Below are 18,681 nucleotides of genomic sequence, written 5' to 3' on the forward strand. Positions count from 1 at the left end.
AGACGAAGCGGCCGCCGCGCAGGCGGACCGGAATCCGGAGAAACCCGGGCGTCGCGGGTCGCAGGGCCGCACTATCCGGGGGAATTTCCTGCGGCGGTATGCACGCCACGGGCTGACAGCTTGCTGCGGGGCCAAGGTGAACACGAGCGTGGGGATGCGACGGTCGGCCGATCGTGGCATGCGGCTGGCGGTGACCTGCGCCATTCTCGCGACCGCCGCGGTGGCGGTGGTCGTCGTGTCGAGTCACGGCGACCGGGCGCTGCGGGTGTCGCTGGACAGCGGGTCGGCGTGGCTGGTGTCCTCCGCGGTCGGCCAGGCCGCGCTGGTGGACGGCTCCTCCGGGCAGCTGATCACCCAGGTCAGGGTCGCAGACCCGGGCTCGGATCTGTCCGCCGCCTCGACCAGTGCCCAGACGCTGGTCGCTGACACGTCCACCGGCACGGTGGTGCGGGTCGACAGCGCCTCCTACGAGGTCTCCAAGCCGGTGCGTTTCGCCCGGCCGGGCCAGCGGCTGCGGGTCTTCGCCGGCCCGCGTCGCGCGTACGTCTTCGCCGAGCAGACCGGGCTGGTGACCAGCGCCGACTCCCGGACGCTGAGCGCGGGCCAGCCGCAGTCCGTCGTGTCACGGATCGGGCCCGGCGGCGGCGTGGTGGACGCGACCGGCCGGCTGTGGCTGGTCGACGCCGACTCGGGCCGGATCGTCTCCCTGGACAGCGCCGGCACGGGCCCGGCGGTACCCCGGACAGGGGCCGTCGCGACACCGGCGGCCCGGCTGCTCGAAGTCGGCGGGCGAGCCGTCGTCATCGACGGGGACGCCGTGCGCCCGCTGCACGACGACGGCACCTTCGGGGCGCCGACCTGCCTGGCCGGCGGCGCGCGGGACGACACCGCCGTACTGACCGGATCCGCGGCCGCGTCCCGGGTGTACGCCGCCTCCGGGCAGCGAGGGGTTCTCCTCGTCAGCGACCTGGACAGCAACCGGTGCGACACCGCGATCGACCTCGACGCCGCCGGGCACACCCTCGGCGAACCCACGGAGGCCGCGGGCCGGGTCTTCATCCCCGACTTCACCACCGGCGAGGTCCATATCGCGGACCTGGCCCACCCCGACACCGTGACGCACGCCGACGTCCTCGACCCGGACACGCCGTTCGACCTTGTTCCCAGCGGGCCGTTCGTGTTCTACAACGACCCCGCCAGTGCCCGCGCCGGAGTCCTGTCCCTCACCGGCCAGACCATCCCCATCCAGAAGTACAACCCCGACCGACCCGGAGACAGCCTGTTCTCCGGAGGCAGCGGCGGCGGCGCGGAAGACACCCAGGGCTCTGGCAGCTCCGGTGGCTCTGGTGGTTCCGGCGGCTCCGGTAGTTCCGGGAACTCCTCGAAACCCACCACCCCACCGACCGGCACAGCATCGCCACGGCCACCGACGCCGACCGTCTCCGGCACGCCGGATCGTGACCGATCCGCCGTGCAGATCCAGACATCGACGAATCCGGCGACAGCCGGCCGCCCGGTGGTGCTGCGTGCGATCGCCTCCAACGGGGCGAGGCTGGTCTCGGTGCGGTGGTCGTTCGGCGATGACGCGGGTACCGCGGCGGGAGCGGAGGTGTCGCACACCTGGGCACGGCCGGGCAGCTACCCGGTGACCATCCGGGCCGGGCTCGCCAGCGGCGAGCAGGTCCAGGTCAGCAGCACGATCAACGTGGTGGACCAGGCGCCTCCCACGAAGCCCGACCCGTCGCGCACCCCACCCCCCGGCACTTCCACGGGCACCCCGCCTCAACCAGACCCCGACCCGACCCGGACCCAGCCGCAGCCCGATCAGCCCGCCAACCCGGCGACGCCCACCCTCGACGTCGCGCGGACGTCCACCACCTCCCTGGACGTCAGGGTTCGCCCTGGTACCGGAGCGGGCGCCGCCGTGACCCATTACGCCCTGGACGCGTCACCAGCGACGGGCACGACGGTCAACGCCCTCGGCGGCGGCGCGTTCCGGGTCGACGTCACAGGATGCGACGCCTTCACCCTGGTGGGCACGGTCTCCGCGGCGAACGGGGCGACCGCGCGATCCCAGCCGCATCAGGTCGCGGCGCGCACGGACGGCGACTGCGGCCCGCCGCAGGCGTCGCTGGCCGTGACACCGACCTCCGGCGAGGCGCCACTGACCGTGACAGCCGAGGACACCATCCGTTACCTCGTGGACCCGCACCTGAGCTACCGCATCACTTTCGGCGATGGGAGCCCTGCGACAGCTGGTTCCCCGGCCACCCACACCTACACAGCTCCGGGCACCTACACCGTCACCCTGACCGCGATCAGGGACGGTTCCGGGGTGACCGCGACGGATACGGCCACCGTCACCGTCGGGGCCCAGTTCAAGGCCACCGCCGGGTCCGCCTCCGTCAGCCCGGGATCGGGTACCTACGCCTGCCCGTTGACGCTCACCTTCACCGGCACGGTGACCGCGAACGGCGCGGGCACCGCCACGTGGGCCTGGCGCAACCATGGGCCCGGGGCGCAGTCGCTGACCTTCAGCGGCGCCGGGACGCAGACCGTCAGCTTCACGATGACCGTGGACGGCGCGCCCGGGGAGACCACCACGAACACGGATGAGATCGAGATCTACGAGAACGGGCAGATCACCTTCGTATCCCCGGCATACCGCGCCAGTGCCACGATCACCTGCGCGTCACCCACGCCTCCGCCGACGACAACGCCGTCCTCGTCCGGGGGACTCGGCGGACTCGGCCGTCCCGGCAGCGGCTGACCTGGCAGCGCGCCGCCCTCCGCCGTCCTCCAGACGTGCGTGGCGTGTAAATGGTTGGCGAGCGTGGCGGCCCCGCGTCATGATTCCTCCGTTCCGTGTAGGCGATCGAGCACACAGCGCCCGTGTCGGAGGAATCATGACGACCGCCGTCACCGGGACGGCGTCAGCCGGGCCCCGGCCCGAGGTCCGCGTGGCGGGCGGGGCGCTGCGCGGAAGCCTGGAGTCGGGCGTCGCGGTCTTCCGCGGCATCCCCTTCGCTGCGCCGCCGGTCGGTGCGCTTCGCCTCGCCGCACCGCGGCCGGCCGCGAGCTGGGACGGGGTGCGGCCCGCCCTTTCGTACGGCCCCCCGCCGCCGCAGACCGACATGCTCGGCCAGGGCACGGGTGCCCAGGACTCCGGGGCCCAGGGCGTGGTGGGCGACGACTGGCTGACGGTCAACGTCTGGTCGCCCGAGGCCGACCCGGCCGCGACGCTGCCGGTGATGGTGTGGATCCACGGCGGTGCGTACACGATCGGCGTGTCCAGCCAGCCCGAGTTCGACGGCGGCCGACTGGCGCGCGACGGTGACGTGGTCGTGGTGACCTTCAACTACCGAGTCGGGATGGAGGGCTTCGCCCAGCTCGCGGGAGCACCTTCCAACCGGGGCCTGCTCGACCAGGTCGCAGCCCTGGAATGGGTGCGCGACAACATCACTGCCTTCGGTGGCGACCCGGACGACGTCACGGTCTTCGGCGAGTCCGCCGGTGGCGGATCGGTCGCCGCCCTGCTGGCCATGCCCCGGGCGGGCGGGCTGTTCCGCCGAGCCATCGCCCAGAGCGTGCCGGGCACCTTCTTCTCGCCCCAGCTCGCCGCCGACATCGCCGCCGCCTGCGCCGCCGAGCTCGGACTGCGTCCCACCTCGGCGGACCTCGCCACGGCGGACCCGGCGCTGCTGGCCCTCGCCGGTGACGCCGTCGCCGCGACGATCACCACCCGGGCGCAGCGCTGGGGCCAGCCCGCACACCGATCGATCCTGTTCGCGCCTGTCGTCGACGGCGACGTCCTGCCGGTCACCCCGTGGCAGGCCGTGGCATCCGGCAGCAGCCGGGACGTCGACCTGCTGGCCGGCCACACCCGCGACGAGCAGCGGCTGTTCACCGCCTTCACCGGCCTGCTCGGCCAGGTGACCCCCGAACAGGCGGAGACCGCGCTCCAGGTCTTCGCCCCCGGCCCGGACGGTGCCCACCGCTACCGCGGCGCCTACCCGGACGCGAGCCCCGACCAGCTCTACGAACTGGTGCACTCCGACTGGCTGTTCCGGATGCCCACCCTGCACCTCGCCGAGGCGCAGGCCGCGGCCGGTGGCCGGGTGCATCTCTACGAGCTGACCTGGCCGGCCCCGGGGATGGGTGGCGCGTTCGGAGCCTGCCACGGCCTCGATGTGCCGCTCGTTTTCGGCAACCTCACCAGCGGCCAGCCAGCCCTGCTGATCGGTGACAGCCCCTCCGCCGAGGCGACGGCCCTGTCGGCCCGGATGCGGACTGCCTGGACCGCCTTCGCCGCCGGGGGCGACCCCGGCTGGCCGGCCTACGACCGCGACCGACGCCTCACCCAGCTCTTCGACGTCTCCTGCGCCGTCACCGCCTACCCGGAGGAGCGATCCCGGCTGATCTGGCAGGACCATTCCTTCCCGGCCCTGCTCCTCGGCGCGGAGTGACGACCGCGGACTGAGTACGACCGCAGCCTGAGTGCGGCTGCGGCACGCACGAGCACGCGCCGCGGCCGTGAGGTGTCGAGCGGTAGCGCGACCTACCGGCTGAGCCCCCGCGCTGGCCGGGCAACGGAACAACCTGCGCGCGGCCGGACACATAGCGATCTTGTTTTGGCAGTGCTGACCGAAACACCGGTCAGCCGTGCCGACATCGCCCGCCGAGCTGGCCTCACCGTCGAGCAGACCCGTCAGACTCTTGCACGGTTGCGTCGGCTCGGGCAGGCCGAGCTGATCGGAGTACCCCGATCCCGAAACGCACTGTGGCGACTGTCCGCACCACCGAACCTCGACGGTTGACGGGCCCGCGGCTCGGCCGAAAGAGGCGACTCGGTCCGGCGCCAGGGCTGCCTCGGTCAGCGCCGGGTTCACCCGACGAGTGGTCGAGCATGCGCTGAGCCCGCTTCCTCCAGAAATGTCGTACCCAGGTGGAAGCCTGTCCCCATGAGTTTCGACCTTGTGATCTGGGAAGGTGAGCGGCCGGCAGACGACCTGGCCGCTGGTGTCGCCTATAACGAGCTGTTCCAGCGCTACGACGAGCAGAACCCGCACACCCCGGCGACGGATCGTATTGCCGCCTACTGCGAGGCTCTGACGAGCCGATGGCCGGATGCTTACACCGCCCCGTGGTCGATCACACCCATGCCCTCCGGGCCGTTCCTCTATCTCTGCGTCGTGTGGAGCATGGCCGACGAGGTGTCCGTCATCGCGGCTGAGCTCGCGGCATCGATGGGTCTGGTCTGCTACGACCCCCAGTCGGATGCACTGCTGCGGTAGCCGGTCTCACCGGGCTGCCTGAACGGCTGTGCCGCCGGCGCGGTGCGCCGGCGCTGCGGGCGGCGACGTCTGGCGTCGCCGCCCGAGCAGCCGAAAGGCGGATGACCAGCAGCCGTCACGCCCGGGCGGTGCCCAGGATCGGGTGCTTGCCGAGGCTGAGGCCGGCGAACGCGACGATCAGCCAGATCGGCCCGACGATGCCCGGGAATCCTGCGATCGACAGCGCGCCCGACATGAACAGCACCGCGACCGGCGGGATCAGGCTGACCAGGCCCAGCCACCGTGACACCAGCCGGTCGCGCAGGCCCAGCCAGGCGACCGCCCCCGCGGCGACGACGACTCCGAGGTAGCCGATGAACGGGCCGAAATCGTTCAGCATGAAGTAGACGAACTGGCCATCCGTGTTGAAGCCGTTCTCGTTGAGCCCGCCTGGCAGGTACAGCGCCAGCGCCAGCTTCCAGCCGTAGCCGAGGCTCAGCGCCGCGGCGGACGCGGTCAGCCCGTCGGCGGCCACCCGGGCGGCCACGGCTCCGCGCGCCGCGGTCACCGCCTTCGCCCGCCAGGACGCGGCCAGCACCAGCAGGAGCACGACGGTCGCGTAGCCGAGCGCACCACCGAGCTGGAGCTGCCCGCGGGAGAGCTTGGCCAACGCGTCCGGCCCGACCTGCTCCGTGCCGACGTTCGGGCTGGTGAACATCGTCGCGACGATGCCGAGCACCCCGGCGCCGACACCGAGCCACGTCCACCGGGCTCGGGTGGGCGTACCGGCGTCGACATCGTCGCGGTAGCCGCGGGTGACCTGCGCGGTCGTGGTTGTCATGGTGGTCCGTCCCCTCCTCGTGCCGGTGGCCCGATCGCCGCCGGCGTTGCGAGGACCAGCCTCGGGCGCCCGACGTCCCGCAAACGAGGGACAGCCGCCCCGTGCCCGGGACGTGCGTACGACACCGGGGACGCGCGCGCGACACCGCGCTGATCGGGCTCGCGACAGTGCGCTGACCAGGCGCGACATCGCGCCGATCCGGCGTGATGCTGGGTGCATGGGGGCATCTGCGCCGGTATCCGGCACCTGGGACGGCGCGGCACCGCACCCGGTGGCGCCCCCGCCTGTGCCATCGGTCCCGCCCCGGCCTTCGTCCCCGGCCGCGCCTACGGTCCCACCCGCGCCTACGGTCCCACCCGCGCCTACGGTCCCACCCGCGCCTACGGTCCCACCCGCGCCTACGGTCCCGGCCGCGCCTATGGTCCCGGCCGCGCCGGCGGTCACGATGACGTCCGGAGCCGTCGTGGCCTCGGTGCTCGCGGTCGGGCTGGCGCTGCAGTCCGTCCTCTGCTCGGTCGGCGCCGTGCTGCTGCACCGGTACGTCACGGCCCGCACGGCCGAGCATGTCGCGTTGGACCGCGCGGATCTGGTCCTCGCCATCGCGTTCCCGCTGGTCGCGGCCCTGGTGCTGGTCTACCAGCCGCGCAACCGGGTCGGCTGGTTGCTGCTGACGACCGCGCTGACCGGCCCGTACCTGCTGGCCACCCAGTACGCGGCGCTCGCTCTGCTGTCCGGTGCGCAGGGCATCTCCGGTGCGCAGGGGCTGCCCGCCCAGGAGGCGGCCACCTGGTTCGCGACCTGGGGCTACGTTCCGTACCTGGTGCTGTGGGGGCTGGTGCCGGTGCTGTTCCCCGACGGCCGGCTGCCCTCCCGGCGGTGGCGGGCTCCCGTCACCGCCACCGCCGTGGCCATCGGATGCCATCTGATCGCCCGGATGTTCTGCCCGACCCAGCTGGACGTGTCCTCGCTGCTGCGCAACCCGTACGGTCTGGAGTCCGCGACCGGGCTGCGCTACGTCACGATGATCACCTCCCTGGCGGTCATCTTCGGCGGCGGGCTGCTCGGACTGCTGGCGGTCGTGACGCGGCTGCGCCGGTCCACCGGCGTCGAGCGGGCCCGGCTGCAGTGGCTGGTGCTCGGGGTCGCCTGCCTGCTCGGCGCGACCCTGCTCGGCGCGCTCCCGCACGGGCCGGACGGGCAGGCCACCGGCATGGACGTCGGGATGGCGCTGCTGGTCGCCGCGATCGGCGTCGGCGCCGTCCGCCATCGGCTGTTCGACATCGGGACGGCGCTCAGCCGGATGCTGGTATACGGCCTGCTCACCGCGTTCCTGCTGCTGGCCTACGCGGCGACGGTCGCCGGCGCGGGCGCGCTGGTGCCGGGGCGCCGGATCGCCTACGGCGTGCTCGCGGTCGCGGCGCTGGTCGCGGCGGCGGCCCGCGACCAGCTGCAGCGCCTCGTCGACCGGCTGCTGTTCGGCGCGGCCCGCGACCCGTACGCGGTACTCGCCGTCCTGCGTGGCCGGCTCGACCTGGCCACCGGTCCGGTGGACGCGCTCTCCCAGCTCACGGACGGGGTGCGGGAGGCGCTGAAGGTGCCCTACGTAGCAGTGGAAGGCAGCGACGAACGGCTGCCGACGATCGAGTCCGGGACGTCCGTCGGCTGGCTTGAGCGGCTGCCGGTGCCCGCCAGGACCGGACGCGGGCGGGCCGGCACGCTGCTTGTGGGCCGCCGCCATCCGGCCGACCAGTTCACCGAGACGGAACGGGCGATGCTCGACGACATCGCCCGGCGGGCCGGCGACCTGCTCGACGCGGCGAGCACACAGCATGAGCTGCGGCGCAGCCGGGAGCGGCTGGTCACCGCGCGCGAGGAGGAACGCCGCAGGCTGCGCCGCGACCTGCACGACGGCGTCGGCCCCCAGCTCGCCGCGATGGCGATGCAGCTCGACGTCATCGCCTCGGGCCTGGCGGAACGGGCCGACCCCGCGGCGGAGCGCGCCGCCCTGGTCCGGGACCGACTGCGCGGCACCGTGCGCGAGATCCGGCACATCGTCGAGGATCTGCGCCCGCCGGCGCTCGACGAGGGCGGGCTGGCGGTCGCCCTGACGCAGGCCGTCGCGCCGTTCGCGCCGGTCGTGGCCCTGGACGCACCGGCCGAACTGGCGGCGCTCGTCCTGCCGGCCGCGACCGAGGTCGCCGCGTACCGGATCGTCGCGGAGGCGGCGACGAACGCGGTCCGGCACTCGGGCTGCGAGCGGTGCGTCGTCCGGGTTCGGGCCGAGCCGCCGTGGCTGCTGGTCGAGGTGTGCGACGACGGCGGCGGCCTGGCCGCCGACGCGGTCCCGGGAATCGGGCTGCGCAGCATCCGGGAGCGGGCGAGTGAGGTGGGCGGTCGCCTGGAGGTCCTCGACGCCCGATCCGTCCGCCCCACCGGCGGAACCGAGCCCAGCGGCGGAACCGAGCCCAGCGTGATCGAGCCCAGCGCGATTGCGCGCGGCGGGACCGGGAGCGGCGGGACCGGCGCGGGTAGCGGCACGGTGGTTCGGGCGCGGCTGCCGTTGCGGGAAGGCGGCCCGGTGTGACATCACTGCGCGTCGTGATCGCCGATGATCACGAGCTGTTCCGGGACGGGCTGCGCGGCCTGCTGGCCGACCTGGGCGCGACCGTGGTCGCCGAGACTGCGGACGGCAACGCCGCACTGGCGGCGGTGCTGCTGCACCGGCCAGACGTGGTGCTCATGGACCTGCGCATGCCGGGCCTGGGCGGCATCGAGGCCACCGCCCGCATCGGCGAGCAGGCGCCAGGGACGTCCGTCCTGGTCCTGACGATGAGCGAGGACACCGCCTCCCTGCAGGCGGCCCTGCAGGCGGGGGCACGCGGCTACCTGCTGAAGGAGTCGTCGAAGGCGGACGTCGCGCGAGCGTTGGAGGCGGTGGCGCGCGGTGAGCTGGTCATCGGACCGGGGGTCGCCGACAAGGTGCGCCACGCCGTCGGCGGGCTCTCACCGCGGATCTTCCCTCAGCTGACGGACGCCGAGATCCGGGTGCTGGACCTCGTCGCGGACGGTCTCGCCAACGGGCAGATCGCCGCCCGGCTGTCCCTCTCCGAGAAGACTGTGCGCAACCGGATCTCGACGATCCTCACCAAGCTCGAGGCGGCGACCCGCACCGAGGTGATCCTGCGGGCCCGCGACGCCGGCTTCGGATCCGGTACGACCGAGTAGCGGCCCGATTCGTGGGCCCGATACGTCGGCATGGTCAGACGCCACCGGGGGAGCGCTTCACCGGCCGCGGCTGTTGCTGCTGCTCGCTGGACGCCGGCCCGCATGTCGGCGGCACCGTGTCCCAGGTGTCGTACTCATGGCGGGCATCCGCGATCTCGTCCTGGTGTGTGATGACCCAGTCCGTGAGGACGGAGAGCGGCACCAGCAGCGTGACGCCGAGCTCGCTCAACGAGTATTCGACCGTGACCGGGACCGTCGGCGCGACCGTGCGCGTCACCAGGCCGTCCCGCTCCAGGCCGCGCAGCGTGCGGGTGAGCATCCGCTGGCTGATGCCTTCGACCAGACGGTGCAGCTCGTTGAATCGCCGGGGCCCGCGCCCGAGCAGAACGACAACCAGCACGCTCCATTTGTCACCCACCCGGCGCAGCACGTCCGTGATCGGGCATGCCTCGTGTTCCGCGGGGGTGACCGGCAATCCGAGGTCCACGGCAAGCACCGTGGGCACACCCATGTGCGTATCCAACATGAATGTTCCTTCTTTCCCGATGGATTCTGTGCCGATTACGGTGCGCTGAACCTGTGTGTCAGGTTCGAACGGTAACAGCGGGAGGAGTTGGGTATGGAGCAGCGACATCCGGACGGCAGGACGGTCGTCGTTTCCGGTGGCACCGACGGGATGGGTCGCGGCATCGCGCTCGCCCGGCTCGGCCGGGGCGACACGGTTGTCGTGATTGGCAGCGGTGAGGCCAGGGGCGCGGCGCTGATGGCAGACGCCGCGTTGCTGGGGGCGGCTCGCCGGTGCCGCTTCGTCCAGGCCGACCTGAGTTCCATCGCCGCCGTCGAGCGGGCAGTCGAAGCGATCACCCGTGAGCATCCGGTGGTCGACGCGCTCGTCCTGTGCGCCAACCGGTTGAACCGGACCCGACGGGAGTCCCCCGAGGGGCTGGAATCAACCTTCAGCCTGTACTACCTGAGCCGCTATCTGCTCGGGCACGGCCTGCGCTTCCAGCTCGATTCCGCCGACAACCCGGTAATCGTGAATTTCGCCGCGCCCGGGTTGAAGGTCGGCTCGGTGAAATTCGACGACCTCCAGGCCGAGCGCCGCTATGGCATCCTGCGCGCGCAGGCGCAATGTGGCCGAGCGAACGACCTGCTGGGCCGGAACTTCCTCCAGAGCCCGAGCAGCAGGGCTCGGTACGTGCTGTATCACCCCGGTTTCACCGCGACGCGCGGTGGCGTCGCCCATCTGAGGCAGCCGGCGCGCGGGATCATCACCGTCCTCGGCAGGGTCGCGGCGAGATCGGTCGACCAGGCGATCGCCCCGATGGTCGAGCTGATCGACCGGCCCCCCGCCGACCGGCTCACCGCGATCGACCGCGGCAGGCAGGTCGATCTGAGTCTGCGGACGTTCGACCCGGACAACGCGCGCCGACTGGCCGAGGTGTCCAGGAGCCTGGTGCTCACGCACCACGGCCCCACCCAACTGTTGCCAGAGCCCGGAGAGCCCGGAGGGCCCGGATCGGCCGGTGGCGTGCACTGACTGTTCGGCCGTCAGCTGGATGGGCTGGTGACTATGCGGGTGCGGGTGCCGGCCGGACCCCGCCCGGTCGAATGTGCGGCCGGCAGGTTTGCCTTCGAGGTGCCGGGTACGGACCCACTTGGCACTCAATGATCCTGGATGGTGACTTCAGGTAGCGGAGCGCCTGGGCGTGTTGGTCGAGACGAGGGTGGGTGACCTGCCGGTGACGCTGACCGGGCGCGACGGCGGTCTGGAGCCCGCCGGCCTGTTCGACCGGTTCGGGCTGGCCCGAACCGGCATGGTTCTCGTGGGTCGCGACGACGGGCGGGTTCGGAGTGTCAGCCCGGCCGCCCGCGAGATCGTCGGGTGTGGCGAGGCTGACTACGTGGGCAGACGCTGGAGCGAGATCGTCCACCCGGTGCATGCCGACGGAGCCGTTGGAGCCGACGGAATCGCCGCGGACCTCGCCGGATCCGGCGACACACCCCAGATCGTGCGCATCGCCCGACCCGACGGCACCGCTGTCCAGGCCCTCCTGTCCACGGTCGAGGTCACCGTGGACGGTGATCGTTGCCTTCTCGCCCGGTTCGAGGACGTCTCCGAGCTCGCCTCCACTCATCGGCAGCTGCGGCTCGTCCTCGGCCACACCCCGTTCTCGATCTTCCGCATCGACCACGACGGGCAGGTGCCGCTCAGCGGTGGCTCCGACTCCGCGGAGCCTGCCGTCGCGCTGCACCAGGAGGCCAGGTCCGCCGTCCGCGCGGCGTTCCATGACCAGCCCACCGTCCTGGCACTGGTGCGCCGCGCGATGCACGGGGAACAGGCCCACCAGGTCGTGAAGTCCGGCGGGCGTTGGTACGACCTGCATCTCGTACCGGTGCCCGAAGCCGAAGGCGGGCCTGCGTCCGTCGCGGGCATCGTCAGTGATGTCACCGCGCACGAACGAGCGACCGCCGAGCTGGTGAGGCGCACCGCCTGCGACACCGCGCTCGCGGATCTCGCGCAGCAGGCCCTGCGGATCGCGGACGAGGACACGCTGTGGGACGTGGGCGTGCGGACCCTCACCCAGCAGCTCGGCGCCGACCTGGTCACCGTCCGCCACGACGCCGACATCGACGCCGACACCGATACCGACGCCGACGCCGACGGTGCCGTGGACGTCCGGCCCGTGGACGCGGAAGCCGCGGACATGGCCGTGCCTGTCACCCATGCCGGCAGGCGGATCGGCACGGTCCTGGTGCGCCGCCGCACCAACCCGCTGACGCCCGACAACGAGGCGTTCGTCCGTTCGGTGGCGGCGATTCTCGGTGCCGCGGCGATGCGGATCCGGATGGAGGACGGCGCCCGCTACCTGTCACTGCACGACCCGCTCACCGGTCTGCCGAACCGGGCCGCGTTGCTCGACCACCTGGGCCGAAGCCTGCGTCGCGCCGCTCACGACGGACGGCACACCGGCGTCTTGTTCATCGACCTGGACGGCTTCAAGGCGATCAATGACACCCTCGGGCACAAGTGCGGCGATGAGCTGCTGCGGGTTGTCGCCTCCCGGCTGCGCGACGCCGTCCGGCCCGGCGACGTCGTCGGCAGGCTCGCGGGAGACGAGTTCGCGGTGCTCTGTGACGACATCGGCGATCTCGATGAGCTGCGGGCCATCGGCGAACGGGTGATCGCCACCGCGCTCACCCCACCCATCGAGCTGATCCGGCCGGTCGGTGTCAGCGGCAGCGTCGGGCTTGCCCGGTCGGGCGCCGACCTCACCGATGCCGAGGACCTTCTCAACGCCGCTGACATGGCGATGTACGAGGCGAAGCGTCGCGGGCCGGGGCACGTCTTCGCCTACGACGACCGGATCCGGGCGGCGCTGGCCACCCGGCTGCGCGACAGCACCGACCTGCGGCGTGCCCTCGGCGCCGGCGAGCTGACCCTGTGTTTCGAGCCGGTCGTGTCCCAGTCCGGCGTGATCGTCGCCGCGGAGGCGGTCCCCTACTGGGCCCATCCGACCCGCGGCCTGCTCGGCCCGGACGACCTCTACCCGATCGCGTTCAACGCCGGTCTTACGGTCGCGGTCGACCGCTGGCTGGTCGACAGCGTCGCCGCCGTGCTGCCGACGGCCGCACCGAGGCAGCAGCCCGATCGCCAGGAGGAGCTCACCCGGCGGGAACTGTGGCTGCGGATCTCCGAACGAGGGCTGTCCGACACCTCGCTGCGCAGGACGATCATTTCTCGAGCCGCCTGTCTCTCCGGCGTCGGTGGCATTCAGGCGTCTCTCGGCATCCTGGTTCCCGACACGCTCTCCGTCCCGGGCGACCGCACGCTCGACACGATCACCGCCGAGCTGTCGGGTGCCGGAATGGCCGTCTGGGTCGATCTCAGCGAGATTCGGCCGTTGCGAAGCACGACCCGGGACACGATTCCCCCCGGCATCGACGGGGTTCGGCTCGGCAGCCAGAACATCCACGGCGCCGAGCACGACGCCATGGCCGAGGCGGTCATCGCCGGGCTCGTGCGCTTCTCCCACCTGCTGCACCTGGGCGTCGCCGCCCGTGGCGTCGACACCTTGCTGCAGCTGGCCGCCGTGCGCGGCGCAGGTTGCGACCTCATGCAGGGCGTCGCCGTCGGCAAGGCGCTCCCGGAACCTCCCTGGTCCGGGTCTGCCCGGACAACGGGGTGTGGACCACGCACCGAGGCTTCAACCGGGAACAGTCCGTGACGACGACGATGGACGGCTTTCGGCTCTACGCGCTCAGGCCGGCGATCACCACCTCGATGGCCCGGCTGATGGTCCGTGGTGCCGACGGCGTGGTGGCGGATGCCTGGGCGAGACCTCGGATCAGGAGATAGACCTCGTCGGCCCCGACGTCTCGGCGGATCGCCCCTGATCGGACCGCACGGTCCAGGAGGACCTCCACGGTCGCGCGTAGCCTGTCTGCCTCCTGCCGGACGCTCGGCGGGAACTGTCCGTCCGGCAGCTGGGCCGCGAGGGTCAGCTTCGTCGCCCCGCCCTCGATCATGCTTCGCAGCAGGTCTCGGAACGCCTGCCCCGGGTCGGAATGGGCAGCCAGAGCGGATGCCTGCTCGTTGAGCAGGTCGAAGTGGCGGACCAGAGCCGCCTCCACCAGAGCGGCCTTGGTGGGGAAGTGGCGGAACACGGTCGCGATGCCGACTTCGGCGCGGCGCGCGACGTCCTCGGTGGAGCCGGCCGCGCCGTGCTCACCGAACACCGCCTCGGCGGCGGCGAGGATGCGCTCGCGGTTGGCCACGGCGTTCCTCCGCACCGCCCACCTCGACTTCCGTCAGCTTCCGGCATCGGCACCGTTGTAAACGAAGTCTGGACTCCGTTAACGTGCCGGAGTCCAGACTTCGTTTTGGAGGTTCGATGCTACCGACACCTGCCCCGGCCGACGTCGTTCGCATGGTCGCCGTCGGTGTGAGCCGACTGGTCCGCGGTGATCTCACGCCGGACGAGCGGGAGCGACAGCTCGACATGCTCGCCGGCCTGTACGGGGAGCGGACGGACGTCCGGCATCCGTTCGCGCCGTTGGGTGACCAGCCGATGCGCACCCGCGCGGAGCTGCGCCAGCACTTCGCAGGATCAGCCGGGCGAGTATCCGGTGTCCGGCGGTTCGCGCCGACGAACATGGTCGTGCATCGGACGGCGGATCCCGAGGTGGTCGTCGCGGAATTCGCCTACACCGGGACGGCCGAGCCCGGGGAGTTCGCGGTGCAGTGCGTGTTCGTGGTCCGCGTCCGCGACGGACAGATCATCGAGTCCCGCGACTACGCCGACCACATCGGGATGGCCCGGGCGGTCGGCCGGCTCGAGCCGCTGGCGCGGGCGCTCGCCGACGGAACCGGCCGTGCGTCCGACGAGCTGGCCGGGGCCCAGCTGAGTCGGGACCTCGCGCTTCGCATGCATGCCGCCTTCAACGCACTCGACCTGCCGGCGGTCGACGAGATCTTCGCCGCCGACTTCTTCAGCCACCCGCTCCAGTTCCGCGGGCCCGCCGCGGTCAAGGAACGCTGGCTCGCCATGCGTGCGGCCGCACCGGACCTGCGCACGGAGATCGCCGACCTGATCGCCGAAGACGACCGCGCGGTGATCCGTTCCCGGCTCACCGACGGCACCGGGGAACTCCTCGAAATCATCCGGATCGCGCAGGGACGGATCGCCGAACTGTGGGGCGCCCGCACTGGTCCCGTCCGGACGTGATCCGCGCACACCGGGCGGTCGCCGCCGGCCAGAACACCCCGATCGCTCCGCCTGCCTGAGAACCAGGGTGACTCGGGCGGCGGTATGCCTCCGACCGCCGTCCACGGCCGGGTGATGGTCAGGTGGAGACGTCGCTCCAGTGGTCCCAGGTGACGTCCACCTGGGTGTAGGTCGGATCGAAGGTCAGAACAAGGCTTTCTCGGAGATAGACCACGGTGTTGTAGGCCTCGCCGGACAGCATGGGGAAAGACAGGAGAACGGCGCGGCCGGGGCGGACCTCGATTTCCGCGGTTTCCAGCCAGGCGCCGCCGCCGAGCCGGGCTCCACCGGGGAGCGGGGCCCCGCCGGGGAGCCAGTCGACGGGACCGGGCGGGCGGATCTCGCGGGTGCGTGTCCTGGTGTTGCCGACGATGGTGTCTGTTTCGGTGAGCGTCATCGCCACCGGTTCACCGTCGAGAAGGATACGAAAACCATCGTCCTGATCGTTCAGCTCGGTCGACATCCGATGGTTCTCGACGCCGATTTCTGGCATTGCGCCAGAATACGACCGGGCGTCCCGTTGCGATCACCGGCCAGGCCTCTCGCGTCGGCGCTGGCTGGATGGAGTGGACGGGTCAGGTTGGTTCGCCGGCGACGACGATGCCGTTCTCGTAGGCGAGCACCACGGCCTGGACCCGGTCTCGCAGTCCCAGCTTGGTGAGGATGGCCCCCACGTGGCTCTTCACCGTCGCCTCGGTCACGACGAGACGGCCGGCTATCTCGGTGTTCGACAGGCCGCGGGCGACCAGCACCAGCACCTCCCGCTCGCGTGGCGTCAGGGCGTCGAGCAGGCCGGGCGGCGTCGGCGGGCGGGTGCGGGCGGCGAAGGCCTCGACCAGCCGCCGGGTGATCGCGGGGGACAGCAGCGCGTCGCCGGCGTGCAGGACGCGGATCGCCTCGACCAGGCGCTCCCGGGAGGCGTCCTTGAGCAGGAATCCGGCCGCGCCGGCACGCAGCGCGCCGAACACGTATTCGTCCAGGTCGAAGGTGGTGAGTACGAGGACGCGCGGGGCCGGGATGAGGCCGCCGCCGGTTCGGCCGCGGCCACGGCTGTGCCCGGGGCCGTGCCCATGCTCGTGCCCGCCGTTCGTGAAATTTCCATGGCGGAAGAATCCAGTCCGCCGACCTCGCGGTCATCATCACCTGGGCGGATTTCTCGACCCGACCCCGGGAGCAGACCGGCACGACCGATCCTCATCCTGGAGTTGGATGATCGAGAACGGGTGAGGCCACCGGGAAGGCCCCAGCCAGGTCGCCGGGCCGGGCCCGCCGTCAGACCGGTGCTAGTCGCCGTCGCGCGGTACGACACCGTCGTCGGCGGCGAGCCGGCAGGAGGTCAGGAAGCCGAACATGCCGGTACCTTCCCGGTGCCGAAAGAACTCGACCATCTCGGCGTTGAACTCGTGGCGGCGTGCGGCCGGGACGCTGATGGCGTCCAGGCCGTGGGACATGAGGTGACCATTCATCATGTAGCGGGCGGTGCGCTTGTTGCCGTCATAGTAGAACTGCTGCAGCGAGCCGAGGAGGAAATAGGCGATCGCCCGCTCGAACTCGTCGTCGATCTCGGCGGAAAGGAACTCGGTTCCCTGCGTGAAGATGCGGCGCAGGTTTTCGCCGCCGCGTTCGGTGGCAGGTGGCAGGTAGCGTCCATGCTGTCCGAGGCTGACACCGGGGGTGAGTGTCTCCCTGCCTTCGCCGCGGAAATGACCCGATTCCAGCGCCTCGTCTCGGGCGAGGAGAAGTTGGAGCCGGTCGGAGATCTCCTTGGACAGCTGGAACTCGTGCGCCCTGACGAGCCGGGCGAGTTCGTTCGCCGCCTCGGCGAGGTTGAGGATCTGACGTTCGTCGCTGATCTTCCGTCCACCCACGGTGATCCCGTCGAGGAGCGTCTGGACCTCCGGGTAGGTGAACGGGTTGCCCTCGAGCACCGCGGCGTCCCACACGTACTCCGGCAGCGACCGGTGAAACCGCCAGAGGGCTCGCTCTACCGAGAACCGTGGAATATCCTTCCGCACCGCGGACCGATCCCAGACGAACCCGAGGGCGCCTCGCGTCGCCTCGCTCGTCGCCATGACTCGCACCTCCTTGGGGCTGCGCGCGACCGGCACACGCCGCGAGCCAGGCCTGTGATCCAACGATACGGCGACCACGGGATCTCGGCGCGTCCGACCGGTGGCGCGCGGCATCCGTGCTCGGCGGCCGTGGGCTGAGTGTGTGGTGGCTCAGCTCGTCTTCGTCGGCTCGTCCTCGGTGAGAACCAGCGCGAGCAGGCCTGGGAAACGGGCGTCGAACTCGGCGCGGCGCAGCCGGTTGAGGCGGCGCGGCCCCTGGTCGATCTGTTCGAGCAGCCCGGAGGCACGCAGGACGGAGAAATGGTGGCTGGCGGTCGCCTTCGACACGGGCAGGTCGAAGCCGCCGCAGGCGCGGGTGAAATCCGGCTCGCCTGCCAGCACCCGAAGGATCGATCGGCGGACCGGGTCGGCCAGCGCCTCCAGCGCTTCCTGCAGGCTCACATCGCTCGGATCGGTGTGCCGCAGGCCAACGGTGCGTCGTGCCCGCGCGGTCATCGTTCTCGGCGCTCGCCTTCCTCGACATCCAGACTGTTCGATCGCTATCGTACACTCATCGGTGTTCGATGGTGGTCGAACACTGATGAGCCGCGTGAACATTGCCTACGCACGAGGGAGGACTCCCGTGACGGTGTCAGTGGGACGGGTCGGTATCTGGACTCCGTACTTCGCCTGGAACGCGCCGGATGCCCGTGAGGCGGTCGAGGAACTCGACGAACTGGGATTCGGGGCCCTGTGGCTCGGTTCTTCCGCCCCTGAGCTGCGCCTGCCCGCCGAGTTGCTCGCGGCGACCGGTCGAATGGTCGTGGCCACCGGCATCGTCAACGTGTGGTCCACCGACGCGGCCGAGCTGGCGGCGAGATTCCAGCGGGTCGCCGCGGCACATCCAGGCCGCTTCCTGCTCGGGCTCGGCGCCGGCCACGCCTCCACCGCGGGGGCGTTCGGGAAGACCTACACGCAACCGCTCCGGTACCTGGCTGCCTTCCTCGACGGTCTTGACGCCGCGCCGGAACCGGTTCCTGCGGCATCCCGTGTACTCGCCGCGCTGCGGCCGAAGGCGCTGGCCCTGGCGGAGCACCGCTCCGCGGGAGCCCATCCCTACCTGGTAACTCCCGAGTACACCCGGTTCGCCCGTGAAACGCTGGGCGAGGGGCCGCTGCTTGCCCCTGAGCAGAAGGTGATTCTGGAGACCGACCCCGCCGAGGCCCGAGCGCTCGCCCGCCGTAACCTCGGCTACTACCTCACCCTGCCCAACTATGTGCGCAACCTGCAGATGATGGGATTCACCGACGACGACCTCGTCGGGAACGGCAGCGACCGGCTCATCGACGCCCTGGTCGCCTGGGGGACGGTCGAGCAGATCGCCGGGCGGGTCGCCGAGCACCACGCCGCCGGTGCGGACCATGTGGCCGTCCAGGTCATCTCGGACGACACCGACGTGCGCAGCCGTACCGGACGGCCCGCCCGGAAGCAGTGGCGAGCCCTGGCCGCGGCACTGCTGTGAC

General features: G+C 71.6%; 16 protein-coding genes and 1 pseudogene. 10 read left to right on the top strand and 7 right to left on the bottom strand.

The genetic code is table 11. The features are described from left to right. Positions 1–154 precede the first annotated feature (154 nt). From AWX74_RS27645 to AWX74_RS27660, 4 genes are all read left to right on the top strand, one after another. Positions 155–2,770 (top strand): PKD domain-containing protein, encoded by a 2,616-nt coding sequence (locus AWX74_RS27645; protein ID WP_091282969.1) that lies wholly within the window; start codon positions 155–157, stop codon positions 2,768–2,770. 136 nt (positions 2,771–2,906) lie between these two features. After that, positions 2,907–4,466 (top strand): carboxylesterase/lipase family protein, encoded by a 1,560-nt coding sequence (locus AWX74_RS27650; protein ID WP_091282971.1) that lies wholly within the window; start codon positions 2,907–2,909, stop codon positions 4,464–4,466. Between the two features lie 171 nt (positions 4,467–4,637). After that, positions 4,638–4,817 (top strand): FaeA/PapI family transcriptional regulator, encoded by a 180-nt coding sequence (locus tag AWX74_RS42655; protein WP_423212981.1) that lies wholly within the window; start codon positions 4,638–4,640, stop codon positions 4,815–4,817. Between the two features lie 144 nt (positions 4,818–4,961). After that, positions 4,962–5,294, top strand: coding sequence for a hypothetical protein (locus AWX74_RS27660; protein WP_091282975.1), 333 nt, complete (start codon positions 4,962–4,964; stop codon positions 5,292–5,294). Positions 5,295–5,409: 115 nt separating this feature from the next. On the opposite strand, the gene AWX74_RS27665 is transcribed toward AWX74_RS27660, so the two are convergent. Then, positions 5,410–6,114, bottom strand: coding sequence for a hypothetical protein (locus AWX74_RS27665; protein ID WP_091282977.1), 705 nt, complete (start codon positions 6,112–6,114; stop codon positions 5,410–5,412). 445 nt (positions 6,115–6,559) lie between these two features. Between AWX74_RS27665 and AWX74_RS27670 the strand changes: the two genes are divergently transcribed. Then, complete coding sequence (locus AWX74_RS27670; protein WP_242666447.1) at positions 6,560–8,698, top strand: sensor histidine kinase; 2,139 nt, start codon at positions 6,560–6,562, stop codon at positions 8,696–8,698. Further along, positions 8,695–9,339 carry a response regulator transcription factor gene (locus tag AWX74_RS27675; protein WP_091282981.1) on the top strand — a complete coding sequence of 215 codons (645 nt, stop codon included), beginning with the start codon at positions 8,695–8,697 and terminating at the stop codon, positions 9,337–9,339. The genes AWX74_RS27670 and AWX74_RS27675 overlap by 4 nt, the downstream gene beginning before the upstream one ends. A gap of 34 nt (positions 9,340–9,373) precedes the next feature. Here AWX74_RS27675 and AWX74_RS27680 read toward each other — a convergent pair whose 3' ends face one another. Beyond that, a complete protein-coding gene (locus AWX74_RS27680; RefSeq protein ID WP_091282983.1) occupies positions 9,374–9,865 on the bottom strand; it encodes a winged helix-turn-helix transcriptional regulator in 492 nt (163 codons plus the stop codon). A 93-nt stretch (positions 9,866–9,958) separates the two neighbouring features. Between AWX74_RS27680 and AWX74_RS27685 the strand changes: the two genes are divergently transcribed. Together AWX74_RS27685 and AWX74_RS27690 are read left to right on the top strand one after the other, a co-directional pair. Then, entirely contained in the window at positions 9,959–10,879 is a 921-nt protein-coding gene (locus AWX74_RS27685; protein ID WP_091282985.1) for an SDR family NAD(P)-dependent oxidoreductase, read from the top strand. 169 nt (positions 10,880–11,048) lie between these two features. Continuing rightward, positions 11,049–13,568: a diguanylate cyclase domain-containing protein gene (locus AWX74_RS27690; protein WP_091282987.1), complete on the top strand. Its 2,520-nt coding sequence runs from the start codon at positions 11,049–11,051 to the stop codon at positions 13,566–13,568. Positions 13,569–13,593: 25 nt separating this feature from the next. Here AWX74_RS27690 and AWX74_RS27695 read toward each other — a convergent pair whose 3' ends face one another. After that, on the bottom strand, positions 13,594–14,118 hold the full coding sequence (locus AWX74_RS27695) for a TetR/AcrR family transcriptional regulator (RefSeq protein ID WP_242666448.1): 525 nt from the start codon (positions 14,116–14,118) through the stop codon (positions 13,594–13,596). 116 nt (positions 14,119–14,234) lie between these two features. Here AWX74_RS27695 and AWX74_RS27700 point away from each other — a divergent pair, with 116 nt between their 5' ends. Beyond that, positions 14,235–15,068: a nuclear transport factor 2 family protein gene (locus AWX74_RS27700; protein ID WP_091282991.1), complete on the top strand. Its 834-nt coding sequence runs from the start codon at positions 14,235–14,237 to the stop codon at positions 15,066–15,068. 118 nt (positions 15,069–15,186) lie between these two features. On the opposite strand, the gene AWX74_RS27705 is transcribed toward AWX74_RS27700, so the two are convergent. The 4 genes and pseudogenes from AWX74_RS27705 to AWX74_RS27720 form a co-directional block, all read right to left on the bottom strand. After that, positions 15,187–15,570, bottom strand: a complete 384-nt coding sequence (locus tag AWX74_RS27705) for a hypothetical protein (RefSeq protein ID WP_242666449.1) — start codon at positions 15,568–15,570, stop codon at positions 15,187–15,189. Positions 15,571–15,682: 112 nt separating this feature from the next. Next, positions 15,683–16,138 (bottom strand): annotated as a pseudogene (locus AWX74_RS27710) (LuxR C-terminal-related transcriptional regulator); the annotation flags it as partial. Between the two features lie 252 nt (positions 16,139–16,390). Beyond that, positions 16,391–17,179, bottom strand: coding sequence for a Fic family protein (locus AWX74_RS27715; protein WP_091282995.1), 789 nt, complete (start codon positions 17,177–17,179; stop codon positions 16,391–16,393). Positions 17,180–17,329: 150 nt separating this feature from the next. Then, positions 17,330–17,674 (bottom strand): ArsR/SmtB family transcription factor, encoded by a 345-nt coding sequence (locus AWX74_RS27720; RefSeq protein WP_091282997.1) that lies wholly within the window; start codon positions 17,672–17,674, stop codon positions 17,330–17,332. A 127-nt stretch (positions 17,675–17,801) separates the two neighbouring features. On the opposite strand from AWX74_RS27720, the gene AWX74_RS27725 reads away from it, so the two are divergent. After that, on the top strand, positions 17,802–18,680 hold the full coding sequence (locus AWX74_RS27725) for an LLM class F420-dependent oxidoreductase (protein ID WP_091282999.1): 879 nt from the start codon (positions 17,802–17,804) through the stop codon (positions 18,678–18,680). The last annotated feature ends 1 nt before the right edge of the window (position 18,681 follow it).

It is taken from the genome of Parafrankia irregularis (genome assembly GCF_001536285.1).
Lineage (GTDB): Bacteria > Actinomycetota > Actinomycetes > Frankiales > Frankiaceae > Parafrankia > Parafrankia irregularis.